Source organism: Gimesia sp. (genome assembly GCF_048262075.1).
In the GTDB taxonomy this organism is placed as follows: Bacteria; Planctomycetota; Planctomycetia; order Planctomycetales; family Planctomycetaceae; genus Gimesia.
The window spans coordinates 363,981-388,384 of record NZ_JBLXFK010000004.1; the positions used below are offsets into that span (position 1 = coordinate 363,981).

Annotated in this window: 20 protein-coding genes; 12 read left to right on the forward strand and 8 right to left on the reverse strand. The window is 51.6% G+C overall.

Going from position 1 to position 24,404, the window contains the following annotated elements; translation table 11 throughout:
- Positions 1-139: 139 nt before the first annotated feature.
- Entirely contained in the window at positions 140-487 is a 348-nt protein-coding gene (locus ACN0YH_RS11150) for an amidohydrolase (RefSeq protein WP_417379649.1), read from the forward strand.
- Between the two features lie 40 nt (positions 488-527).
- Here the strand turns inward: ACN0YH_RS11150 and lepA are convergent, their stop codons facing one another.
- On the reverse strand, positions 528-2,336 hold the full coding sequence (gene lepA / locus ACN0YH_RS11155) for a translation elongation factor 4 (protein WP_417379650.1): 1,809 nt from the start codon (positions 2,334-2,336) through the stop codon (positions 528-530).
- 52 nt (positions 2,337-2,388) lie between these two features.
- Complete coding sequence (locus ACN0YH_RS11160; RefSeq protein ID WP_417379651.1) at positions 2,389-3,417, reverse strand: ROK family protein; 1,029 nt, start codon at positions 3,415-3,417, stop codon at positions 2,389-2,391.
- A gap of 495 nt (positions 3,418-3,912) precedes the next feature.
- Here ACN0YH_RS11160 and ACN0YH_RS11165 point away from each other — a divergent pair, with 495 nt between their 5' ends.
- The 11 genes from ACN0YH_RS11165 to ACN0YH_RS11215 all read left to right on the forward strand — a co-directional run bounded on the left by ACN0YH_RS11165 (position 3,913) and on the right by ACN0YH_RS11215 (position 16,084).
- Complete coding sequence (locus ACN0YH_RS11165) at positions 3,913-5,385, forward strand: sulfatase-like hydrolase/transferase (RefSeq protein ID WP_417379652.1); 1,473 nt, start codon at positions 3,913-3,915, stop codon at positions 5,383-5,385.
- A 228-nt stretch (positions 5,386-5,613) separates the two neighbouring features.
- Positions 5,614-7,296 carry a family 16 glycoside hydrolase gene (locus tag ACN0YH_RS11170; protein ID WP_417379653.1) on the forward strand — a complete coding sequence of 561 codons (1,683 nt, stop codon included), beginning with the start codon at positions 5,614-5,616 and terminating at the stop codon, positions 7,294-7,296.
- 441 nt (positions 7,297-7,737) lie between these two features.
- The gene (locus ACN0YH_RS11175; protein ID WP_417379654.1) at positions 7,738-9,084 is read left to right on the forward strand and encodes a Na(+)-translocating NADH-quinone reductase subunit A; all 1,347 of its coding nucleotides are present in this window, start codon (positions 7,738-7,740) and stop codon (positions 9,082-9,084) included.
- A gap of 227 nt (positions 9,085-9,311) precedes the next feature.
- Positions 9,312-10,556 carry an NADH:ubiquinone reductase (Na(+)-transporting) subunit B gene (locus ACN0YH_RS11180; RefSeq protein WP_417379655.1) on the forward strand — a complete coding sequence of 415 codons (1,245 nt, stop codon included), beginning with the start codon at positions 9,312-9,314 and terminating at the stop codon, positions 10,554-10,556.
- On the forward strand, positions 10,546-11,346 hold the full coding sequence (locus ACN0YH_RS11185) for a Na(+)-translocating NADH-quinone reductase subunit C (RefSeq protein ID WP_417379656.1): 801 nt from the start codon (positions 10,546-10,548) through the stop codon (positions 11,344-11,346). The genes ACN0YH_RS11180 and ACN0YH_RS11185 overlap by 11 nt, the downstream gene beginning before the upstream one ends.
- Positions 11,347-11,348: 2 nt before the next feature.
- Positions 11,349-11,972 carry an NADH:ubiquinone reductase (Na(+)-transporting) subunit D gene (locus ACN0YH_RS11190; protein ID WP_278443692.1) on the forward strand — a complete coding sequence of 208 codons (624 nt, stop codon included), beginning with the start codon at positions 11,349-11,351 and terminating at the stop codon, positions 11,970-11,972.
- Between the two features lie 4 nt (positions 11,973-11,976).
- The gene (nqrE, locus tag ACN0YH_RS11195; RefSeq protein WP_044238765.1) at positions 11,977-12,585 is read left to right on the forward strand and encodes an NADH:ubiquinone reductase (Na(+)-transporting) subunit E; all 609 of its coding nucleotides are present in this window, start codon (positions 11,977-11,979) and stop codon (positions 12,583-12,585) included.
- A gap of 45 nt (positions 12,586-12,630) precedes the next feature.
- Positions 12,631-13,854: an NADH:ubiquinone reductase (Na(+)-transporting) subunit F gene (nqrF, locus tag ACN0YH_RS11200; protein WP_417379657.1), complete on the forward strand. Its 1,224-nt coding sequence runs from the start codon at positions 12,631-12,633 to the stop codon at positions 13,852-13,854.
- On the forward strand, positions 13,814-14,920 hold the full coding sequence (locus tag ACN0YH_RS11205) for an FAD:protein FMN transferase (RefSeq protein ID WP_417379658.1): 1,107 nt from the start codon (positions 13,814-13,816) through the stop codon (positions 14,918-14,920). Before nqrF ends, ACN0YH_RS11205 begins: the two co-directional genes overlap by 41 nt.
- Entirely contained in the window at positions 14,917-15,150 is a 234-nt protein-coding gene (gene nqrM / locus ACN0YH_RS11210) for a (Na+)-NQR maturation NqrM (protein ID WP_417379659.1), read from the forward strand. Before ACN0YH_RS11205 ends, nqrM begins: the two co-directional genes overlap by 4 nt.
- A gap of 352 nt (positions 15,151-15,502) precedes the next feature.
- Positions 15,503-16,084, forward strand: coding sequence for an Hsp20/alpha crystallin family protein (locus ACN0YH_RS11215; protein ID WP_417379660.1), 582 nt, complete (start codon positions 15,503-15,505; stop codon positions 16,082-16,084).
- Positions 16,085-16,109: 25 nt separating this feature from the next.
- On the opposite strand, the gene ACN0YH_RS11220 is transcribed toward ACN0YH_RS11215, so the two are convergent.
- The 6 genes from ACN0YH_RS11220 to ACN0YH_RS11245 form a co-directional block, all read right to left on the reverse strand.
- A complete protein-coding gene (locus ACN0YH_RS11220) occupies positions 16,110-17,471 on the reverse strand; it encodes an efflux RND transporter periplasmic adaptor subunit (protein WP_417379661.1) in 1,362 nt (453 codons plus the stop codon).
- Between the two features lie 2 nt (positions 17,472-17,473).
- Positions 17,474-19,858, reverse strand: coding sequence for an ABC transporter permease (locus ACN0YH_RS11225; protein WP_417379662.1), 2,385 nt, complete (start codon positions 19,856-19,858; stop codon positions 17,474-17,476).
- On the reverse strand, positions 19,858-20,610 hold the full coding sequence (locus tag ACN0YH_RS11230) for an ABC transporter ATP-binding protein (RefSeq protein WP_417379663.1): 753 nt from the start codon (positions 20,608-20,610) through the stop codon (positions 19,858-19,860). The genes ACN0YH_RS11225 and ACN0YH_RS11230 overlap by 1 nt, the downstream gene beginning before the upstream one ends.
- Before the next feature lie 34 nt (positions 20,611-20,644).
- Entirely contained in the window at positions 20,645-20,944 is a 300-nt protein-coding gene (locus ACN0YH_RS11235; RefSeq protein ID WP_417379664.1) for a (2Fe-2S)-binding protein, read from the reverse strand.
- 99 nt (positions 20,945-21,043) lie between these two features.
- Positions 21,044-21,943, reverse strand: a complete 900-nt coding sequence (locus tag ACN0YH_RS11240; RefSeq protein WP_417379665.1) for a hypothetical protein — start codon at positions 21,941-21,943, stop codon at positions 21,044-21,046.
- 38 nt (positions 21,944-21,981) lie between these two features.
- Entirely contained in the window at positions 21,982-24,042 is a 2,061-nt protein-coding gene (locus ACN0YH_RS11245) for a hypothetical protein (RefSeq protein WP_417379666.1), read from the reverse strand.
- Between the last annotated feature and the right edge of the window lie 362 nt (positions 24,043-24,404).

Sequence of the window (24,404 nt, forward strand, 5' to 3'; positions counted from 1 at the left end):
CCGAGACTTTCAAACCCGACTCTTGCAACTGATTCCGCGAAGCGTTAATTTTCAAGGCGTAGCGCACGAACATACGTTTCCGCGTGTTGCTTCTCGTGCCTTTGAAAAACGCAGTTGAATATCAGGATTGTGATGCGAGATGTCTTTAAGTAAAGAGCAGGCTGTTGAACGCAGCCAGATTATTCTGTCGCATGCCTGGATGGTGCGGACGTTTGTCAAACACAGTGAAGAAGTGGAAGACTTCCCGGAGTTAATCCACATTGTCCGGGCTGTGTTCGATGCATCACGGGCTCTGGAGACACGCGTCGATGATCCCGATGCTTACCTGAAGATGCTGCGGAAGAAAATCAGTAAGCTCCGCAAAGCGACCGACCAGTTTGCCATTGACGCGCCAGAAGCTTCCCTGCATACAAACTTCGAGCAGGCCGTCATTTCCATGAAAGCCTGCACGAAAGAACTCGAAGAACTGCTCGATGAGGTAGAGTAAATTACCGGGCAGGTGAAGTGAACTGTTGGTACGACACAGGTCATTCATCCTTGGTGGCGTCAAGCACGGCCAGAAACGCCTTCTGTGGAATTTCGACCTGTCCGAACTGCTTGAGCCGCTTCTTGCCCTCTTTCTGTTTTTCCCACAATTTTCGCTTACGAGTGATATCACCGCCATAACATTTCGCGGTGACATTTTTACGCAGGGCCTTAATCGTTTCGCGAGCAATGATCTTTCCGCCGATGGCGGCCTGGATCGGGATTTCAAACTGATGCTTGGAGATCTCTTCCTTGAGGCGTTTTACCAGGGCACGTCCGCGGCGTTCCGATTGCGAGCGATGCACGATGGTCGATAACGCGTCGACTTTTTCGCTTTTGACGAGGATGTCCATCTTCACGAGGTCAGCCGGGCGGAAGCCGAGGATTTCATAATCCATTGTTCCATAACCGCGGGTCGCACTCTTCAGACGGTCGTACATATCGTACACAATTTCAGCGAGAGGCAATTCGTAGATCAGCTGCGCACGATTCGTTCCGAGGTACTCGGTGTTCTTGTAGATTCCACGCCGATCTGCACACAACTGCATCATCGTGCCGATGTTCTCAGCCGGCAGGATAAAGGTGACCAGCGCGATCGGTTCGCGGAATTCGTTGATGCGGCTGGCATCGGGGACATCCTGCGGATTATCGATGAGCAGAATTTCGCCACTCTGTTCCTGGATTTCGTAGGTCACGTTCGGTGCGGTCTGCAGCAGGTCGATATTGAATTCCTGCTCCAGGCGCTGCTGAATGATTTCCATATGCAGCATACCCAGAAAGCCACAGCGGAAGCCGAAGCCCAGCGCATCACTGGTTTCCGGGACGAAGCTGAAGCTGGCATCATTCAGGCTCAGTTTCGATAACTCATCCCGCAGCTTTTCAAAGTCGGTCGCTTCAATCGGGTACATGCCGCAAAAAACCATCTGTTGCGGTTTCTGATAACCGGGGAGTGGTGCGTCTGCCAGGTTCCGGGGATTGCTGATCGTATCTCCCACGTGCACATTGTCGAGTTCTTTCGCACCACTGACGAGGTAACCTACCTGTCCCGGCCCCAGTGATTTGACGGCTTTCATGTGAGGGGTGAACTGGCCGATGTCGATAATATCCAACTTCGTACCACCCCGCATGAGCACAACGGTCTGCCCTTTTTCGATCGTTCCCTGAACTACACGGACATAGGTGACCACGCCGCGATAGTGGTCGTACTTGCTGTCAAATACCAGTGCCTTCAGTGGAGCATCTGCCAGACCATCGGGGGGTGGAATGCGTTCGACGATCGCGTCCAGAACTCCCGGCACGCCCAGGCCGGTTTTGGCGCTGACCATCAGCGCTTCGGAAGGATCCAGGCCGATTACGGTTTCGACTTCTTCCAGCACTTCTTCAATGCGCACCACAGGCAGGTCAATCTTATTGACTACCGGAATGATCGTCAGGTTAGCGTTGATGCTGGCATAGGCGTTCGCCACGGTCTGTGCCTGCACACCCTGGAAGGCATCCACCAGCAGCAGCGCCCCTTCACAGGCCGCGAGACTGCGGGAGACTTCGTAGTGAAAATCCACGTGGCCAGGCGTGTCGATCAGGTTGAGTTCGTACTTCTCTCCTTTGTATTCATGGTAAATCACAACCGTGCGTGCTTTCACGGTGATCCCGCGTTCCTTCTCAATCTGCAGGTCGTCCAGGATCTGTGCTTTGAATTCGCGGGCCGTGATGGCGCCGGTTTGCAGCAGCAACTGATCGGCGAGCGTACTCTTTCCATGATCGATGTGAGCGACGATCGAAAAGTTTCGAATCAGACGGGTCTCTGTAGACATAGCTGGAATCTCGTATTCTTATGAAAGACAATCCGGGACAGTTCGGTCCGGATCAGTTTTTATCATTCGCTTCTGCTTTGCGACAGGCCAGCCGGGCACAGCCGGCGACACCGATGTAACCGGCATCGGAGCCAAGTTCCGCAAAGTCGATAATGGTGTTTTCGTAGGGGACCTTGAAGGCACGATGTCTGGCTTCTTCTCGAATTCGCTGCATGAAGCGTTGTCCGAGCTCGGTGTCCCTGCCCCCGAACGTGACCGCACCGCCAAACAGGATCATGTCCGGGTCAATCGTATGCATGAGTGTAGTTGTTCCGACACCCAGGCACATTGCCGATTCCATGATCAATTCCAGTGCCAGTTCGTCCTCCTGTTCAGCCGCCTGTGAGATCAGCAGAGGGGTCAGTTTCTTTCCCCCTTCGATCATCGAGTGGAGCAGTGAGTTGTGGCCTGTATCCAATAGCTCCTGACAGTGACGTACCAGCGATTTGCCGCCCGAGTATGCTTCCAGGGTTCCATATTGTCCCGAATCACACAATCGCCCGTTCGTCATCTGAATAATCATATGCCCGCATTCTCCCCCGTGGGAGTGACGGCCTTCAATAATCATCTCATCTATAATAATACCACAACCAACGCCCGTGCCCAGAGTCCAGAGTACCAGGCTGCGTGCATCACGGGCTCCGCCAATCCAGTATTCACCGTAAGCAGCGGCGTTGGCATCATTTTGATAGATCGTCTTTTTTCCGGAATAATGATCACTGACGGTCTGGCGGATCGGAAAACCTTTCCAGGTCGGCAGATTGGGAGGATCAACCAGTTTACCGCCGGGGATGTCTTGAGTTCCCGGAGTGGCAATCCCGATGGCCTGGATGTCGTCCATCGTAAACTGACAGTCTGAAAGCACATCCGTGATGGCCTGGTAGATATTTTTCAGCCCGGCTTGCACGCCTTTGTCGACTTCTGTTTTCGTTTTACAGAAGGCCAGGGACTTTCCCGTATCATCCACGATGCCGACTTTGACATTCGTTCCACCAATATCGACGCCGACAAAATAAGGACCGTTGTGTTTTGCCGGATTCATACTGGTGTGTGTTCCTCTGTTCTGGTTTGTTGTAGGGATGACGTCGATTCGGATGGCCAGGAGTTACGCGGGAGTCGCTCCTCAATCATTGCCTCCGGACGCAACACGATCCTGCTTTGACAGGGAGCACACGAAGTCAGGTCAGAAGAAGGTCAGCTGCACACCGGGAAGTATAGCCGAGCAGACCGGAGTGATGCAATCAAGAAGCGGTCAAAACAGTCTCCTGTTAGCCCTATTTAAGGGGGAAAGAGACCGTATATCCATAATGATGCTGTATATCCATAATGATGCTGTATATCCATAATGATGCTGTGAATTTCTGTTGGCCCGCGACAGACCGTCGCATACCCGCTAGCGGGACTACGTCTCAGGAACTTTCAGGAAATTCCCGTTGCAGGGACCAAAATTCCTTGGCGCCCCTCTTGATTTGGGACAGGATGAAATGGTTATGTCCTGCCTGTTTTCCGTGAAACAAGATCATCTCCGAGGCCTGGAATGAAATTTCAACTTCGATTCACCACTCTCCTGCTGGTTTGCACTTTAATGGGACTGGGTTCCGTGCTACATGCAGCGGAGGAGCAATCCACACGACCGAATATCATCTTGTGTATGACTGATGACCAGGGCTGGGGCGAAACCGGCTTTATGGGACATCCCATCCTGAAGACACCCCACCTGGATGAGATGGCTGCCAACAGCCTGCGACTGGACCGCTTTTACGCGGCTGCTCCCGTCTGTTCACCCACGCGCGGCAGCTTCCTGACGGGCAGACACCCCAACCGCTTTGCCTGCTTCAGTTGGGGGCATACTCTCAGGCCACAAGAGGTCACCGTCGCCGAAGCGGTGAAATCGGTTGGTTATACTACCGGTCATTTCGGGAAATGGCACCTGGGTTCTGTTCAGGCTAACAGCCCGGTCTCTCCCGGTAACAGTGGGTTTGATGAATGGGTCTCCAGCCCTAATTTTTACGAAAACGATCCCTATATGAGCCACAATGGGGTTGTCAAACAGCTCAAAGGGGAGAGCTCGCGTGTGACCGTCGACGCGGCATTGGATTTCATCAAACAGTCTGACAAAGACAAAAAGCCGTTTCTGGCGGTAATCTGGTTTGGAAATCCGCATACACCTCACGAAGCGGTTTCCGAACTGAAAGAGCTCTATCCGGACCAGAAACCTAACTTTCAAAACTATTTTGGTGAGATCAGCGGCGTAGATCGGGCCATGGGCCATTTACGAGGTCAGCTCAGAGATCTGGGTCTGGCGGAAAATACGCTGCTCTGGTTTACCAGCGATAATGGACCGCGGCCTCCGCAGTTCAAAACCGAAGCAGCACGCTCACAGGCGACCGGCGGGTTAGCTGGCTGGAAAGGGAACCTCTGGGAAGGGGGCATCCGCGTACCTTCTATTATTGAGTGGCCTGCTGTCATCAAAAAGCCGGATGTCTCGAATGTGCCCTGTGGAACGATAGATATTTATCCCACCGTGCTGGCAATTACCGGAGCCAGGGTTTCACATCAGCCTCAGTTGGATGGAGTCAGTCTGCTGCCCTTAATCGAAGGTCAGATGACAGCGCGAGACCAGCCGATGGGCTTCTGGACCTACCCGGCGAAAGGGCATCCCAAACGCAGTACCGATATTTTACTGGCGCTGCAGAAGCAGCAGACACCAGGGCAACCGAACCCTGAAGGGCCTGCCCCCGATGCAGACGCCAGCAGCCTGGAGACACACTATTCCAAAAACGAACTGCCGGGCGCTGCTGCTCTGGTGGATGGCGATTTCAAACTGTTGAAAATGGAAACCAAACAGGGGAAACCCAAATATACACTCTATGATCTGGCGAAAGACCCTGCTGAAAAACAGGATCTGTCCCAGGTGGACCCCCAGAGGCTGAAGAAGATGAAAGCTGCTTTAACTGGCTGGCAACAGTCGGTCGTCGATAGTTTGAACGGCAAAGATTACGCCGACTGATCTTTCGGGCCGAGTGGAGCGAACCGCATCTGGCAGGGAGAAACAGGGATTTTTCCCCCACTGTCGGCTTGTTTGATTGCATTTGCTGCCTTGAGTCTGCAATAATCGAATTTATAAACATTCATAAGGAAATCGAGAGCCGGCTCGCCTATACATTATATAGTACAAGTCTGTTTTACCTGCCAGTTTCCCTGACCGCTAACCTGTCACACTTGATTGAGGAACATTATGAACTCAGGATCTATCATGCGGCTGTTGAGCCGATCGTTATTTACATTGCTCTTGCTGGCAGTCGTCTGTTCAGGACCGTTAATTGCCGCTGAAGCAAAAAAAGAGCTGAAGGCCGGTATCATTGGCCTGGATACTTCACATGCTATCGCGTTTACGAAAATGCTGAATACGGGGACTCCCGCAGGGGATCTGGCGGGCATCCGTGTGGTCGCTGCTTACCCTAAAGGCAGTCCGGATATCGCATCCAGCGTAGACCGGGTTCCCGGATATATCGAACAGGTCAAAGAGATGGGTGTGGAAATCGTGCCTTCCATCGATGAGCTGTTGAAAAAAGTGGATGTGGTTTTTCTGGAGACCAATGATGGTCGTCCTCACCTCGAACAGGCGATTCCCGTATTTCAGGCTGGCAAGCCTGTCTTCATTGATAAGCCTGTTGCCGGTTCGCTGGTAGATGCCATCGCGTTGTATGAACTGTCTAAGAAGTATGATACGCCGATGTTTTCTTCATCATCATTGCGGTTTGCGAAAGGCGCACAGCGTCTGAGGAATGGAGAAGAAGGCAAGATTACCAAGTGCAGTACTCACAGTCCCTGCTCCCTGGAAGCAACGCACCCGGATCTGTTCTGGTACGGAATTCATGGCGTCGAAACGCTGTTTACCGTGATGGGACCAGGCTGTCAGTCTGTAACACGCACCGTCAGTAACGCCGACCGTGATGAAGTGGCCGGCAAGTGGGCTGGCGGACGGGAAGGTCATTTCGCTGGTGTCCGTAAAGGGACCCCCAAAGGTTATGGCGGAACCGCTGTGGGCAAGAATGGTGAAGTTGCAGTAGGTGGATACGATGGATATAAGCCTCTGCTGGTAGAGATTGCGAAGTTTTTCCGTTCCGGCAAAGCGCCCGTCAGTCCCGAGGAAACGCTCGAGATTTACAGCTTCATGGAAGCCGCCGATGAAAGTAAACGCCAGGGGGGAGCCGAAGTCACACTGGCCAGTGTCTATGAAAAAGCAGAAAAACAGGCACACGCCAAGCTGGCGAAGCTGGATCTGGCAGATACGGGCAGTACTGGTTCCGACAACACCCTGACTACTGCCGAAAAGGAAGCGGGCTGGAAGTTGCTGTTCAACGGCAAAGATTATTCAGGCTGGAAATGCAATAACGGCAAACCAATTGCCGCTCCGATTGAAGATGGTGCCCTGGTGCCTTACAAATCAGGCGGTTACCTGATTGTGTACAACAAGCCCTTCGCCGATTTCAAATTCAAATGTGATGTGAAGATGCCCGAAGAATGTAATTCGGGGATTTTCTTCCGGGTGGGTGACCTGAAAAATCCGGTTCAGACCGGTTTTGAAGCGCAGGTGCTCACGGGAGAGGGGACTGGCATGCACGATTTCGGTGCAATCTACGACCTGGTTGCTCCTGCGGTCAATCGTGCCAGCAAGCCGGGTGAGTGGACGAATATCGAGATCACCTGCAAAGGGCCGCATGTCAGCGTTGCCGTCAATGGTGAGGTTGTTGCCAAGCTGAATGCAGACGAGTGGACCGAACCGGGTAAAAGGCTCGATGGTTCAGATCACAAGTTTAAAGACGCCGTCAAAGACTTCCCCCGTAAAGGTTACCTGGGATTTCAGGATCATGGGCACAAAGTCTGGTATAAGAATGTAAAGTTGCTGGAACTGTAAGCCGAATTAAAAAGTAAGAACAAATCGCAGTTACCCACCACCTGAAAGCGCTGATGTTTTCAGGTGGTTTTTTTATACAGACTACGAGACTCCTGAGTGTGGTCTGAATACCCGGTGGGTTCTGTGGATGGGAGAAATAGGCGGTCCTCTTACCGGTTCTCACTAATGGGAATGAAAGTAAAAGTTGTGAGTTTAAACTATGAATCGAAATATTCTGATGCAGAATCGAAAATGATCTATTTTGTACCTTGCTTTCACTACAAAAAAGGGGGGATCTGTGTAAAATAGCCGCGAATTCTTGGGCAACGAGACGTGTTGCGCCTATAAAAATGCAGAGAACTTCAGAATGTCTGTCGTGTTTTGAGCAGCGTTCAGATGGTTTATTAAACCACATCAGGCGAGTCAAACGAGAAAACTCGTGATATTCAGGTTCATAATTCAATGATTACTATTAAAAAAGGGCTGGATCTGCCAATTGCAGGCGAGCCTTCTGCTTTGATCGAAAACGGGCCGGTAGTTCGATCAGTTGCTCTGATTGGCCCTGATTATATCGGGATGAAACCCACGCTGCTGGTTGAAGTGGGCGACACCGTCAAAAAAGGCCAGTTGCTTTTCAGCGATAAAAAGACCGAAGGCGTGCTCTATACAGCGCCGGTTGCCGGGAAAATAACCGAAATTAATCGTGGTGCCAAACGAGTCTTTCAGTCGATGGTCATCGAAGTGGAAGGTGACGAAGAAGAAACTTTCACTTCGTACGGCGAAAGCGATCTCACTAGCCTGACACGCGAACAGGTACAGGAGAATCTGCTGAAATCCGGTCTGTGGTCCAGTCTGCGCACCCGACCTTACAGCCGTGTGCCTTCTCCGGAAACCACGCCGCACTCCATTTTTGTCACTGCCATCGACACCAACCCGCTGGCACCACCTCCCGAAGTGGTATTGAGTGAAGAGCCACGGGCATTTACGCAGGGTTTACAGGTTTTAAAGTCTTTAACTGCAGGCAAACTGTTCCTCTGTAAAGCTCCCGGAACGAATCTGCCTGGAGTCGAGCAGGATTTTGTGACCGTTGAAGAATTTGGCGGCCCCCATCCTGCAGGACTGGTTGGCACACACATTCACTTCCTGGATCCTGTCAGCGAAAAGAAAACCGTCTGGTACATTAACTACCAGGACGTGATTGCGATTGGAAAACTGTTTGCCACCGGAAAGCTCTCCTCTGAACGTGTGATCTCGATAGCCGGTCCCGTTGTGAAAGAGCCAAAACTGGTCAGAACAGTCATCGGTGCCAATATTGCCGATCTGACCGCAGACAACCTGGAAGGCGAAAATGATCGCCTGATATCCGGTTCCGCTCTTTCCGGTCGTACAGCGGAAGGCCCGTTTGCTTATCTGGGACGTTATGCATTACAGGTGACTGCACTCAAAGAAGGGGATCATCGGGACTTCCTGGGATGGATGGGGCCCGGCTTTAACAAGTATTCTGTCGTTCCCGTGTTCGCGTCCTCCTGGATCGGACAGGGCAAAAAAGTTGCGTTCACCACATCTACCGAAGGCAGCAAACGAGCCATGATTCCCATCGGGACTTATGAAAAAGTAATGCCTCTGGATATCCTGCCAACATTTCTCCTGCGTGCTTTGATTACAGATGATACCGAGCAGGCAAAACAGCTGGGTTGCCTGGAGCTTGATGAAGAAGACCTGTCGTTGTGCACCTTTGTCTGTCCGGGCAAATACAACTACGGATCTTTATTGCGTAAGAGTTTGACCACAATTGAAGTTGAAGGCTAAGTCCGGATCTCCCCGGGAAGGGGCATCAGGATCGGATGTTGCTGGCTTTCAGATGAAAAAATAACTGTTTGCCTGATCGATAAAAAATATTGATATTGAAAGACGTAAACCCCAGTTGTCAGTCGGGAAGCCATTCAGCTTCTTTTGACAATCGATAAATGGTCAATGCCGGTGGTGTCCTGGCAGACTGTGTTTCGGGGCATCAAACAAGAAAGATAAACCACGAAATGAAGCCGTTACGAAATCTTCTTGATAAAGTACACCCCCTCTTCGATAAAGGGGGGAAGTTCGAGAAGCTTTACCCACTCTATGAAGCGCAAGATACGTTTCTGTATACTCCGGGTGAAGTGACCCACGAAGCATCACATGTGCGTGATTCGATCGACCTGAAACGCATGATGAGCATGGTGATCGTGGCTTTGCTCCCGTGTGTCTTCATGGCGCTGTATAATACAGGCTACCAGGCGAATGCAGCCATGAGCGCCATGGGAATCGACACCGTACCCGGCTGGCGTGGTTCTGTCATGACTGCGATCGGAATCGCTCCCGAAGCCAGCAGCCTGGTTTCCAATCTGGTTCATGGTGCACTTTACTTCCTGCCAGTCTATATTGTCTGTATGGCCGTCGGTGGTGCCTGGGAAGGCCTGTTCTGTATCATTCGCCGGCATGAAATCAATGAAGGCTTCCTGGTGACCGGGATGCTGTTTCCGCTGACTCTGCCTCCCACAATTCCACTCTGGCAGGTAGCACTGGGGATCAGTTTTGGTGTGGTCGTTGGAAAAGAAATCTTCGGGGGAACCGGTAAGAACTTCCTCAACCCTGCATTAACCGCACGTGCGTTTTTATACTTCGCTTATCCGGCCCAGATCGTGGGCGACACTGTCTGGACTGCCGTCGATGGCTTCAGCGGTGCCACTTCACTGGGACAGATGGCAGTCGCCACTCCCGAAGTGGGTATGAAAGCCGTTACCAATTCTGTCGCTGATGGCGGTCTGGGAATCTCCTGGATGCAGGCCTTCATGGGACAGATTCAGGGTTCGATGGGTGAAACATCCACATTTGCCTGTCTGCTGGGCGCGATTTTCCTGATTCTGGCCGGTATCGGATCCTGGCGGGTGATGGCTGGTGTGCTCGTGGGTTCGATGGGACTTTCACTGCTGCTGTACATGATTGGCAGTAATACGAATGCCATGTTCGCGATGCCTCCCCAATGGCATCTGGTGGTCGGAGGACTGGCCTTTGGTCTGGTCTTTATGGCGACCGATCCGGTATCTGCAGCGATGACCGATACCGGTCGCTGGTATTATGGGATTTTGATTGGTGGTATGACGATCCTGGTTCGGGTTGTCAATCCGGCGTATCCAGAGGGGATTATGTTGGCCATTCTGTTTGGGAATGTCTTTGCACCTCTGATTGACTACTACGTTGTTCAAGCAAACATTAAAAGAAGGTTGGCGCGAAATGTCGCGTGATTCAATAGGATTCACATTTATGGTGTCGGCCGCGTTGTGTGTGGCCTGCTCAATTCTCGTTTCCGGGGCTGCGGTCGGACTGCGCAGCAAGCAGGAACTGAATAAAGAAAACGAGCGTAAAAAAAACATTCTCTCCGCAGCCGGCCTGATTAAGCCCGGGGACGGAGCTGATGTGAGAAAAATTTACGACGAGCGGGTCAAAGGCATCATTGTCGATTTGAACACCGGCGAAGTTGTCACCGACGATAAAGCCCTGTTTCCTGATCCACAGGAATATGATCAGAAGGCCGCCGCCGATAATCCCAAGATGAGCATGAAGCTGGATTCCGCACAGGATCTGGCGGGGATCAAACGCCGCGAAAATTACTCCTGGGTGTATCTCATTAATGATGAAAACGGAAAACTGTCTCAGTACGTGTTGCCGATTCGGGGTAAAGGTCTCTGGTCGACACTCTGGGGTTTTCTGGCGCTGGAAACAGACTTGTCTACAGTCGCCGGTTTGACCTTCTATGAGCATGGCGAAACACCGGGGCTCGGTGGAGAAGTTGATAATCCCAAGTGGAAAGCACAATGGATTGGCAAAGAAGCCTACTCGAAGGATTTTCAACCTGATCTCGAAGTGATCAAGGGAACGGTCAATCCGGAGTCTCCCAATGCCATTCATGAAGTAGATGGCCTGTCCGGAGCAACGATTACCTCGCGTGGCGTCTCACACCTGCTGGAATTCTGGCTGGGTGATTTAGGGTTTAAGCCTTATCTCGAAAGTGTTCGAGAAAAGGAGGAAAAGTAATAATGAATTCAAAACAAAAAGATGTCCTGACCGGGCCCATTTTGAATAACAATCCCATCGCTTTGCAGATTCTGGGAATCTGTTCTGCGTTGGCGGTGACTACCAAGATGGAAACCGCGGTCGTGATGAGTATCGCCGTGACACTGGTGACCGCCTGCTCCAATGCAGCGGTCGCTTCGATACGGCTGCAGATTCCCAGCAGCATCCGGATCATCGTGCAGATGACAATCATCGCGTCGCTGGTGATTCTGGTCGACCAGTTCCTGAAAGCCTTCGCATTTGGAATCAGCAAGCAGCTCTCCGTGTTCGTTGGGCTGATCATCACCAACTGTATCGTGATGGGACGAGCTGAAGGTTTTGCAATGAAAAATGAGCCCGGCATCAGCTTCCTGGATGGAATCGGTAACGGCCTGGGATACTCGGCAGTCCTGATTCTGGTTGCGTTCTTCCGCGAACTGTTTGGTTCCGGCAGCCTGTTTGGAGTTCAACTTTTGACACTAAGTCGTGATGGTGGCTGGTATGAAGCGAACGGTTTGATGCTCTTACCCCCCAGCGCGTTTTTTATTATCGGTTTTATGATCTGGGTTCTCAGAACTCTGAAGACCGATCAGATGGAGGAGGCATAACATGTTGGAACATTATCTGAGCCTGTTTATTAAATGTCTCTTCGTCGAAAACCTGGCTTTAGCCTTCTTCCTCGGGATGTGTACTTTCCTGGCGGTTTCCAAAAACGTGAAAACGGCCTTCGGGTTGGGGATCGCAGTGGTTGTGATTCAGACCATCACGGTGCCCGTCAATAATATCATCTTTCAGCATCTGCTGAAAAAAGGAGCGCTGGCCTGGGCCGGTTATCCGAATGTTGATCTGACGTTTGTGGGATTGATCTGCTATATCGGCGTGATTGCGGCGATGGTGCAGATTCTGGAAATGACTCTGGATCGTTACTTTCCGGCACTTTATAACTCACTGGGAATTTTCCTCCCGCTGATTACCGTGAACTGTGCGATCCTGGGGGGAACCCTGTTTATGGTCGAGCGAGACTACAATTTCCCTGAAAGCTGCGTGTTTGGTTTTGGTTCCGGTGTCGGCTGGGCACTGGCGATTGTGGCACTTGCAGGCGTTCGCGAAAAAATGAAATACAGTGATGTACCACCGGGTTTACGCGGACTGGGTATTACATTCATTACCGTGGGCCTGATGGCGATGGCCTTTATGGCCTTCTCCGGTATCCAACTGTAAGACTTCACTAGATTACTGACTTTTTAGAGCGGTCAACGTTTCATCATGGTTATAGAAATTCTCTTTGGCGTTATTATGTTCACGGGCATCGTGCTTGCCCTGGTCGCCATTATTCTGATTGCAAAATCGAAGCTGGTTGCCTCCGGGAATATCACGATCACGGTCAATGAGCAAAAAAAGATTGAAGTCCCCGCGGGCGGAAAACTTTTAAACGCACTGGCTGAAAATCAGATCTTTGTTTCCTCGGCCTGTGGTGGTGGCGGAACCTGTGCCCAGTGTGAAGTGAAAGTCCTGCATGGCGGCGGAGACATTCTGCCAACCGAACGCTCCCACTTCAATAACCGTGAAGTCCGCGAAGGCTGTCGCCTCTCCTGCCAGGTGCCGGTCAAGACAGACATGGATATCGAAGTTCCGCCGGAAGTCTTCGAAACCAAAAAGTGGGTCTGCAAAGTACGATCTAACGACAACGTCGCTACATTCATTAAAGAGCTGGTCCTGGAATTACCCGAAGGTGAAGACGTTGCCTTCAAAGCCGGTGGATTCATCCAGATCGAAGCACCGCCTCACCATCTGAAATACAGTGAATTCGATATTCCTGATGAATACAAAGAGGACTGGGATAAGTTCAACCTGTGGCGTTTCGAATCCAAAGTAGATGACGAAACGATTCGCGCCTATTCAATGGCCAACTATCCCGGCGAAAAAGGGATTATCATGTTGAACGTGCGTGTCGCTTCCCCGCCACCACGCTCACCTGAAGGTACGCCTCCCGGTAAAATGTCTTCCTATATCTTCAATTTGAAGCCCGGTGATGAAGTCACGATTTCCGGTCCTTACGGGGAATTCTTCATCGCAGATACCGAAGCCGAGATGATCTACATCGGTGGTGGTGCCGGTATGGCGCCACTGCGGTCACATATCTACGAACTGTTCAAAGAACGTAAAACCGACCGAAAAGTTTCTTACTGGTATGGTGCCCGCAGCATGCGGGAAATGTTCTACGAAGATGAGTTCCGTGCGATTGAAAAAGAATTTCCGAACTTCAAAATGCACATTGCGCTCTCTGATCCGATGCCGGAAGACAACTGGACCGGACTGGAAGGGTTCATCCACCAGGTCCTCCTCAACGAATATCTGAGCAAACATCCTGCACCGGAAGACTGCGAGTACTACATCTGTGGTCCGCCAATGATGCTTTCCGCCGTGCGAAACATGCTGGATGATCTGGGTGTCGAACCCGAGAACATCAGATACGATGACTTCGGTTAAGACGAGCTCCGTTTCTGTTTGGCATCTCACACTGTTGCTGCTGTTATATGCGACAGGCGTGGCCTGTCAATCCGAGCAGAATGCGTCCGCTACCAGGACACTGCAGAAACTACAGATCGAGGGACCCACCATGGGGACCTCGTATCATATTACGATTTGCACAGACTCTGCTGATGTTGTAGACAGAGATCAGGTTCAGCAGGACGTCGATCAACTGCTGAAAAAAATCAATCAGCAGATGTCGACATATATCAAAACCTCGGAACTGTCACAGTTCAATCAGACAACCGTGGATGAGTGGTTTCCGGTTTCTACCCCACTGGTGAAAGTGGTTGACGCCGGGCTGAAGCTCAGCGAGGAGAGTGACGGTGCCTTTGACATGACAGTGGGACCGCTGGTCAATTTATGGCACTTCGGTCCTGATCCGGGAAAAAGAACGATACCGGACAACAGTCAGATTGAAGCGGCGCGCAAGAGTGTCGGTTATCACCATATTCAGACGCGAAATAATCCGATGTCGTTGCAGAAGACGATTTCGGACGTGTATCTCGACCTGTCGGCGATCGCCAAAGGTTATGCCGTCGATGAGGTAGGCACGTATCTGGAATCACAGTCGATTCAGAACTACCTGGTTGAAATCGGCGGCGAAATGCGGGCCCGCGGGATCAATCAGCAGGGACAACCCTGGAACGTCGGGATCGAGAAACCGCTCAGCGATCAACGGGTCGTGCAGCATGTCTTTCCCCTGGATAATCTGTCGATGGCCACTTCTGGCAACTATCGCAATTTTTTTGAAGTGGATGGCGTCAGCTATTCTCATACGATTGATCCCCGTACAGGTCGTCCCGTCAAACATGCCCTGGCTTCGGTGACCGTCGTGGGAGAAAATTGCATGAACTGTGATGCCATCGCAACTTGCCTGATGGTAATAGGGCCCGAAAAGGGGTATAATTGGTGTGCAGAGCGGAATATCGCCGCTTATTTTATTGTGAAAGCCGAGACCGGTTTCACGGAACGATATTCCCCGCAGTGGCAGCACCTGTTTGGAGAGGTAAACGAAAAATGATGTCTACAGTTCTGTTTGCCCTCGGTATTTTTGCCTTGGCCTTTCTGGGAATGGCTGTCGGCGTAATCTTCAGCAATCGCTGTATCAAAGGCTCCTGTGGTGGTATAGCCAACCTCGACGGTATGGAAGGCTGTTCCGAATGCGGAGGCTGCTCGATCGCTGACAAAAAACAGAAACAGGCCGACCAGATGTCCGCCGCCGGCTCCTGTTCCCTCGAAGATGAGAAGTAATCGTTTCTCAATAGCTTTTCCGCTTGCTTAAGCCTGTCAGGCTGAGTCAGCCCCTGCTCTCAATCGCGACACTTTGACGTGTTTTCTACGCGGTCTGATTTATTCGCCAGGAAAATCTCAAGATTTCCACTGGCAGAGCGAACTAGATATGCGACAATACCCGCAGCGGTTTGATTTGCTGCAGGTCAGAATCGATCTGTTCTAAGAAGATCAGAATATTCTAAAGCGCATCACATTTAGCCATAGCGTCTCTCAATCAAATATACTCGGTCTAAATGGACCTGGAGACGCTACAGTAAAACTGGACACAGTTTAACGAAACGAGACCAATAGTTTTCGAGAGGAGATTGCGATGTCGATGGACGATCAACAGCCTGAACCCGTGCATGTTTCTACAGAAGAAGCGGCCTGCGAACAGCCCCAGCATCAGCCTGAGTCACAGCCTGAACAGAGCCGCAAGTCAGAATCGACGAGCAATCCGAATTCCATTGACCGACTTCGTTCTGAATTCGATAAACTGCTGGGTGTCGCCGTCGAGCAGGGGGAACGCGCGCTGGATAAACTGGGATTGTTTGGAAACGAAGCTGTCTGGCTGCCTCGCGTGGATATCCTGGAGCTGGAAGAGAAGGTGCAGGTTTCCTTTGATCTGCCGGGCGTGACAGCCGAAGAAATCAACATCACTTTAGCGGGCAACATGCTGACGATTACAGGTAGCCGCAGCACAGGGACGACCACCACCGCCGGACAGACAGTTCGTGTCAGTGAGCGGCCTTCCGGCCAGTTTCGTCGTTCGGTTCCGATGCCAGTGTCCGTTGATCCGGATAAAGTGACTGCCTCGGTACAGAATGGAATCCTGAGTGTCGTGCTGGAAAAATCAGCCACTGAAAAACCGCGACAGATTCCCATCAGTAGTGCCGCGGGCGCCGGATTTTAATCGGGTACCCACAGTGAAGTGGTTCTTACAGCTCCCTGATGACCTGCGGCTCGACGGACTGTCCCGGCTGCAGGTTCATACTGGGGGCGATAATTAATCGCTCACCTGTCTGGATACCTTTTTCAATTTCGGCGTCAAAATCATTCATCACTCCGGTTTTGACATCCGTCAGAATCGCTTTGTTGTTGCGCACCACGTAGGCCTGCCACTGACCGGAGGCATTACGAAACAGAGCCGACCGGGAGACTTTGACGACATCCTGTTTGATCTCCGTATAGATTTTGACACGGACCCGATAATCGGTGCCCAGGCTCCGCCGCTGGGCTTTCAACTGCTTCCACAGACTCTGATCAAAGCTGACGATCACTTTCACACGCTGCTGTTCGACTCCCAGTGAAGAGACTTTGGTGAAACCTTTGGGATAGATCCGTTTGACTTTCCCTCGCACGGACTGCTTGCCAATCGCGGGACCTTCAATGTCAACGCGCGAGCCAATCTGTATGTCCCCCACATATTGAGAGAGGACGTCCACCTCAACTTCCAGATCCTGCAGACGCCCGATTTCGAGCAAAACGTCGCCGGCGGCCAGTGTCCGTTCGTTGGAATAGTTTCGCGTCAGGATCGTGCCATTGATCGGACTGCGCATGGTCGCCCGTTTCTGGTCGCGGAGCAGTTGGTCCAGCCGGGACTGTGCTTCTTTCTGTTCTTCCTGCAGAACCGCGGTGGAGAGTTCTTTTTTCTCTTTGTATTTCAGAATTGAGATCTTGCCAATCTGCATGGCACTCTGAATCGCCTGCAGGGAACGCCAGGTTAAAATGTCTTTCTGATAGTCAATTTCACTCTGCTTTTTGAACAGGTCCGCTTCGTTCAGTTCACTCTCTGATAACGCTTTCTGCTTGAAGAGCTGGTATTTGCGGTCAAATTCATCCCGGGCATACTGCCATTTGGCTTTGCTGGCATCCTGCTGTTTGCTGGCAGCTTCAACAGTCAGCTCCATCGACTTCAGGAATTCATCGAACTGAACCAGCGAGTTATCTTCCAGTCGTGTATCCGATTGTTCGATGATTTTCCGCGCGAACTGTTCTACGCGATACCAGGCTTTGGTCACTTCTGCATCCAGGTCGGAGGTATCCATGGATGCCACTATCTGGCCTTCAGTAACTTTTTCATCTTCTTCCACGGTGATAGGCAACACGCGGCCATTTAAAGGCATGGCGATGCGATAGATCCGGGGCAGGCTGGTCTTGGCCCGTTCTTCGATGAAGGCTTTGACTTCACCCGTTTCAGCAATGGTCACATCCACCGGGATCGGCGCATCGGAGAGGAGGTAATACGCCCCCAGCCCGATGAGCAGGACCACCATGATGATGATTGATTTGCGGGACATGTTTATTCCTTTACATTGAGCGCGGCGAGCCAGTCCATATGATGGATGGTTTTCTGCACCGGCCAGTGTGAGATCAGCGTAAAAATAATTCCCAACAGAACCGTATAAACCCAGCTCATCGCATCGATGGTGAAAGGCATCCGAAACAGTTCGGTATCATATGCAATGTTAATGCCTTTGGATGCCCAGTAACCGGCGGGCAGACCCAGCAGAATGCCAGGCAGGTTCACACTAAAACTTTCTCGCAGAAAAATGGAACCGACTTCTGCGGGAGTATAACCGAGTACGCGTAGTGTGGCGATTTCCTGCTGTCGTTCAGAAAGAGAGATAAGAGAGGCATTCAGGATGCTGCCGAAGAAAATCAGGCAGGAGAAAACGATGACGACCACAATCATCACAATCATCTGATCCACAAGTACTTCCTGCAGTTTGCCTTTCTGGTCGCGAATCGAAGTGACTGACTGAATGGCAGGGATCTGTTTGACCTGCCGATAAATCTGGCGGGTGACCGCCGGGCGGGGATTGGTCTTTAGCTGCACACTGGTCAGGGTTTGGGATTCCCCCATCAATCGATTCAGGTAATCAAAGTCCGCATAGACGGAGAGACCCAGGTAGCTGTCGATGATTTTCATGACGGGCACCTGCCTGGCGATGCGATCGCCGGCGACCGGAATCATTTCGAGGGAATCGCCTGCCCGGATCTGCAGGATGTCAGCCAGTTTTCGAGTGACGAGGATTCCCGTTTCAGGAACTTCGACGCGGTTACCCGCTGTATCGCGGGGGATCGTCAGTTGTGCGGACCGCGTGATGCCGGTGATACCGGCCTTCTTTTCATGGATTCCATTTTTGAGTGTGCAACCAATGTGGAACAGCGGCTCGGCAAAATCGACTCCTGCCAGCTGTTGTGTTTCGAACAGGGCAGCGTAATCGTGATCGTCTTTGAAGCTGAGATCGATGTCGCTGAGCAGCAGTTTATCATATTGGAAATTGAGCAACGCAAAGGCAGAGTCGTACATGGAGAAGGTTACCAGCAGCAGCATCGCCCCTACGGTCGCAGAGAGCAGCCCTCCCAGGGTTCGCGTGCGATTGCGAAAGATATCGCGGAGCACAAGTTGCCAGCGAAAGTCGAGCGCGTTCCAGAAGGTATGGATCTGTTCCAGTAAAATCCGCCGGGCCCGCAGGGGAGGCTTGGGCCGCATCGCTTCAGCCGGTGAAAGTCGCACGACCGACCGGACGCCGCGAAACGTTCCCAGCACTGCAAAGAAAATACTGATCAGCATACCCAGCAGAATGACACGGGGATACATCTGGTTGGTCAGGGAAGGGAATTCAAAAAAGTTACGATATTGCGCGGTCATCGCGCCGGCCAGCGAATAGCCGATCAGAATGCCCAACAGTCCGCCTGCGATCCCAATCAGCAGCCCGAATTGAATGAAATGCAGAAAAATCTCCTGGTTGGAGTAGCCGAGCGCTTTCAGTGTGCCCACGATGGTCCGCTGTTGTTCTGCCATGCGGGACATTAACAGGTTCAATGCCAGTGCAGCGACGATCAGGAAAATTGTCGGCAGGATCGTGGCGCTGACTTTCAGTCCATCAATTTCACTTTTCAGAAACCAGTGGGATGACTGCTGCGCCAGTGGTGTGGTGGAGAACACCCCAAAGTCATCCAGGTTCAGTTCCAGTTGATCAAGTACTTGTCGGACACGATCCGGGTTTTGAAACTCGGGTGCCAGGTGTCCCAGTATCTGATTGGAGGCGCCTTCGAATCCAAACACATCTTCCGCATAATCATGCTTCAGGTAAAACACACCGTAGCTTTCGGGTTCCGGAACCAGACCGCCGGGGCCGATCAGGTAGACGAATTCCGAACTGATGGCGGTGCCGACAATCAACAGGTCCTGCAGTCGATTATTCAGAATCAACTGAATGTGATCTCCCGGACGCAGATTGTGGGCGCGGGCAAATGCATCATTGACGATGACTTCTTCCTGACGCTGGTCGGTGAAATAGCTGCCTTGCTTGATCACAATACGATTGATGGGCGCGTTTTCGTGAGCCGGGAGAGAAACCGCCTGTCCGGACAATGGTTTTTCAACGCCTTCCAGAGAAGCGGTGACTTCGAACACAATGCGAGGCAGAACACTGATCACGCCGGGAACGTCAGTCAGCGCAGGCAGGTCGCCTACCGGGACTTTTTTCAGCTCGACCGAGAAGTCGGCCATCTGACAGAGTCGATAATAGCTCTGACGGGAATACTCAAGATTATCATAGGTTGATGACATGGCAATGAAGCAACCGATGCCGACGGCAATGATGCTGATGATCGCGATCAGCACCCCTTTGGCAGCGAACAACTCCCGCATTAATTTTCGATGCAGAACTTTCATTACCAGGTAACCTGATTTGCAGGAATGGGCTGCGGATTGATGTTGGTTTCAGCAATGGTACCGGAACCAATACGAATCACACGTTGTGCCATTTTTCCGATAGCGGAGTTGTGGGTGATAATTACGACGGTCTTGCCCAGTTCCCGATTCAAATTGCCGAGCACTTGGAGAATCTTACGGCCCGTGGATAGATCGAGTGCTCCCGTGGGTTCGTCGCACAGCAGCAGTTCCGGTTTTTTAACCAGCGCGCGGGCGATCGCAACCCGCTGCTGTTCACCACCCGAGAGCTGTGCGGGGAAATGGTTTGCCCGATCTGCCAATCCAACCAGTTCCAGTGCCTCGTCGGGTGACATGGGATCGGCACTGATATCGGCTGCTACGATAACGTTTTCCCGTGCCGTCAGTGTGGGGACCAGATTGTAGAACTGAAAGACAAAACCGATATTTTCGCGGCGGTAGCGGGTCAACTGCTGCTCGCTGAATTCGGAAATATTCTGCTGATGATAAAAGACGTCACCTGTGGTGGTGACATCAATGCCTCCCACGATATTTAACAGAGTGCTTTTGCCGGAACCGGAAGGGCCGACAATCACCAGAAATTCGCCAGCGAGAATATCGAGATCGACATTGTGTAGCACGGGGACTGAGACATCTCCCGTAACATAAGTTTTGGAGATGGATTTCAGCGAGAGCAGGGGGGGACGCTCTTGATTTTGCAGAGCAGGAAGTGCATCGGTCTCAGAAGCCGCCATGTTGTGATCTCGAAGCAGTAAAGGTTAATTGCGGTTATCTGGCAGGGGGCTTCCCTTTTCCACTTTCAATATATTGATCTCGTTGCTGCGCATATTCTTCTGCCGTGATGGCTTCTGATTCGTTTTGCGGCAAATCTCCTGATTCGGCGAGGCCTGATTTCTCATACTCAGCGAAGTAACGCTTCAGATAAGGGACACACCAGCCACAGCCCGTACCGGCGCCGCCGCAGTCACTTAACTGACTGGCACGACGCGGGCGATGTATCCGCAGATGATTAATGATTTTTCTTTTACTGATATGGAAACAGTAACAGACTTTGTCGTCGAGTTTCACAATAGATACTAATTTCGTATGAGCCGGCAACCGGAGTCAGGGAAAGCGGAGATGGAAATCGTCAAAAACAGCAAATCCAGTCAGCGCCAAGTCGTTCATTCAGGGGGCAGCAACCCTCTCTATATAGATCTTATTTGATTTCACAGTAAAAGTCAGGGCTCCTTCGCTTAATATCTGCTCTAATAAATTTGAGAGTGTTGTATTTTTGCTGGTCAATGTGATCGGTGTATCCAGCAGACGCGAGTCATTTTTAACATTGTCTGCCAGTTCGAACCGGGTATCGAGCATTTCTTCAAACTGAATCAGCATGCTCTTGAGGGGAAGTTCATCCGCCTGGCGAAATTCCAGGATCGGTATCTGTAACGCGAGTTTTACATCAGTCTGAGGTACGACAGGTTGAGGTGCAGGTTGCGGCTTTGATGCGATCAGTGGAGGCAGGTTTTTGGGTTTGGCAGCGACAAGAACCTGGTGTTCTGCAGGAACGTCGACTGGTTCTGCTGGCACTTTCGGTTCTGGCTGATTCTGGTTTTTATTGGCTGGGAATTCAGGAACAGCTTCCGTTACCGGTGCCCGGTTTGCAGGAAACACCCGGCTGCCAGTTTTTTCTGTCTCGATGTTAGCAGCAACGGTTTCTGATTCCCCTTGCTGATCGCGGGCGATTTCTGCGGCAGGGTGATCATCGAACAGGATCAATAGTAACAGGATGAATGCACCAGTACCCGCGACCAGCCAGGCCATGAGTACAGGGCTCGCCAACAGATACGCTGCCCCCTTTCGCAGGTGTTTCAGGCCGGTCCGGGCTTTGATCGCCAGGGGAGAGGGGCCTGAGGGTTCGGGGTCCGGCTGGATGAGGGAGATCGCAAATCCACCATCGGTTGCCTGGGAGATCCGTAGTTGCTGTTGGCAGTCAGGGCAGGGAAAGGTACTACCTTCAATCTGTCTGCTGCGCATGCGAAGCACGGCCTGGCAGTGCGGGCATTGAAAAGTAGTGATATCCATCAACAATCACCTGTGACGGGATTTCAGATAGCGCCTGATTAGTTTGCAGGCGGAAACTCATACATTTTCAGATTATTCTGCTTGGCAAGTGGTTTACTGGTCACGGTTGCCGTTTTCGCACTCTCATCGATGATCAGGCACATCTGATCCTGATCTTTGACATTAAAAATGGCTTGGATGGTCTCCAGCGCGGAGACCGTGCCCAGGTTCATGGTCTGACGCATGTTCTGAGTGTAACCGACCAGTTTTAAACCTGCTCCATCCAGAATGATTTTCGTCTTGGTTTCATCGGCGATGTAATCCAGGACTTCTTCAAGCGGCATCCGTTTGAAGTCGACCTCGAGTTTCATTTTCAGCCGGTCCACCACTTTATCCGGCAGTTGCGGGCCAGTCGGTCTGGGTTTGGCTTTGACTGAGAAGTCGGTACGCGTAGATTCATCCCAGGTCAACAGGCTGGCCAGCGCCAGGTTCGGTGCTGCGCGTTCCGGCAGAGTACTGACCAGTTGGGCATAGCGTTCCCCCGACTGCTCTTGATTGGCCATGCTGAATGCTTTGAACATCGCGGGAAAGCGACCGATGACTTTGCGGCTGCCTACGGTTCCCGGATTCATTTTTCGCACGCCTTCCAGCAATTCTTCGGGAAGGGTATCGAGTTGTTCTTTGAGGTTAATCGCGAGTTTACCCGGACGTATCATGGTTGAGTTACGGAAAGTCCATTCCGAATAAAATTCATCCGCACCCAGATGCATGCTCCAGGCCACGGTTTCGACATCTTCGCCGATCCAGTCGAGAAACTCGTTGAGGAAGGGATGCACTTTTTCCGGGAGCAATACGTCCTGTTGCCGACGTACTTCGTCGGGGTCAAAGACGATTGTCAGGTGTCGATCCCGGTCTGTCTGTTTGAGGATCGATTCTACGCCGGGTGAGGTGCTGCTGTCATATTCGCGTGATTCTGCCATCTCTCCTGCACTGAGATTTCCTGGTGGTCCGATCACATAGGTGTGATCATCGACGATCATCGAAGAAAATTTTTCACCCGAATAGACCGGAAAACTGTAATCGTCCAGTCGCTGGCCGTCGAATTGTGCAATCAGTTCAGAGCGTTTGAAAGGTTCGGTAGTCCTGATAACGGCGGCATATTCGGGAGGCGCCCCAGGAGAGCCCAGGATCAGACAGAACGTCAGTTCTGCAATTTGCGCCGGTCCGGTCAGACAGATTTCTTTGATTTTCTGTTCGGCCCAGATACCGACTGGACCGAGGCAGGCACGAAATTCTTCGCCTTGCGAACCGGGTGCCCAGAGCGCGGCGGGATGCAGGTGAATCAGGATCCGTGTCCCTGCAGGAACGTATAACAGGCGAATCGGTTCGCCTTTTGTCGGGCTGGGTGCCACCTTGGTCGGGGGTGTGTATTGTTGATTTAAGGCAACGGTCGGGCTCGTTGCGGGCACAGGTGCCGGCGCCGGTTTCACCGGTTTGGACGCGATTGTTTCTTCGACTTTATCCCAGGCCAGGTAGGCCCCGCCTCCGATCAGGAGCAGGACGACCACGATACTGACAATCGTCACATTTCTGCGTTTCGCATTTTTGCGGCGTAACTCCCGCATCCGCGCTACGCCTGCATTTCCAGTGGACTCGACTGCGATATCAGGAATTGCGGAACTGGGAGTTCCGGTATCAATACTGGGAGCAGGCGTGGTGTTAATGACAGGTGGCGCAGATGTATCAATCTGTGGAAAACCAGGTGGCGATGGCTCCGAAACAGCCGGAGGTGGTGTCACAGGTTCGTCGGGAACCCACTTGGGTGATGTACCAACGACGGGCGTTGTGGGTTGTGCCAGTTCAATTCTGATCTCTTCTGTCTGCCCGGGTGGTTCAGGTGTGGGCGGGGAGACCTGTTCGATTTGTGGATCGGAAGTGGGTGGCTTTTGAGCGGATGTATTCGGAGCAGAATGTTCACTCGAGGTTGGGCTCGTGGCGGGAAGTTTCAAAACAAAAGTCTGTTTGCAGTTGGGACATTTTGCTTTTTTACCGAGCAGACTTTTATCCCGGAGCTTGAGTTTTTTTTTGCAGTGAGGACAAGGAACAGCAATGCTCGACATGGATCAGCCTGTCTGGGGTAGTTTCTTTAAAGTCAGTTACAGTCTGGAGTAAAGTGGAAAGCCAACACCCGCTCAGGCGCAGCTCTTCCGTTTATCATACGTTGAGAGATGCAGTGGTGCCAAGTCTTTTTGAGGCTAGATTTTGATTAACGCGAGTTTAAAACTCCCGGGTTCGATCAGGTTTGCAGTGCTCTGAACCTGCAATCATTAATTTTGACAAAGTGATCTTTAATCCAGTAGACAAATTTCGGTTTGAAATTCATCTGATTATCGTCTTTTCGAACCAGAGTGTGGTTTTGTGGAAAAATGAATGTTTTTCGACATAGCCAAATTTCAATAGGAGAGTCTTGCTGGATCGTCAT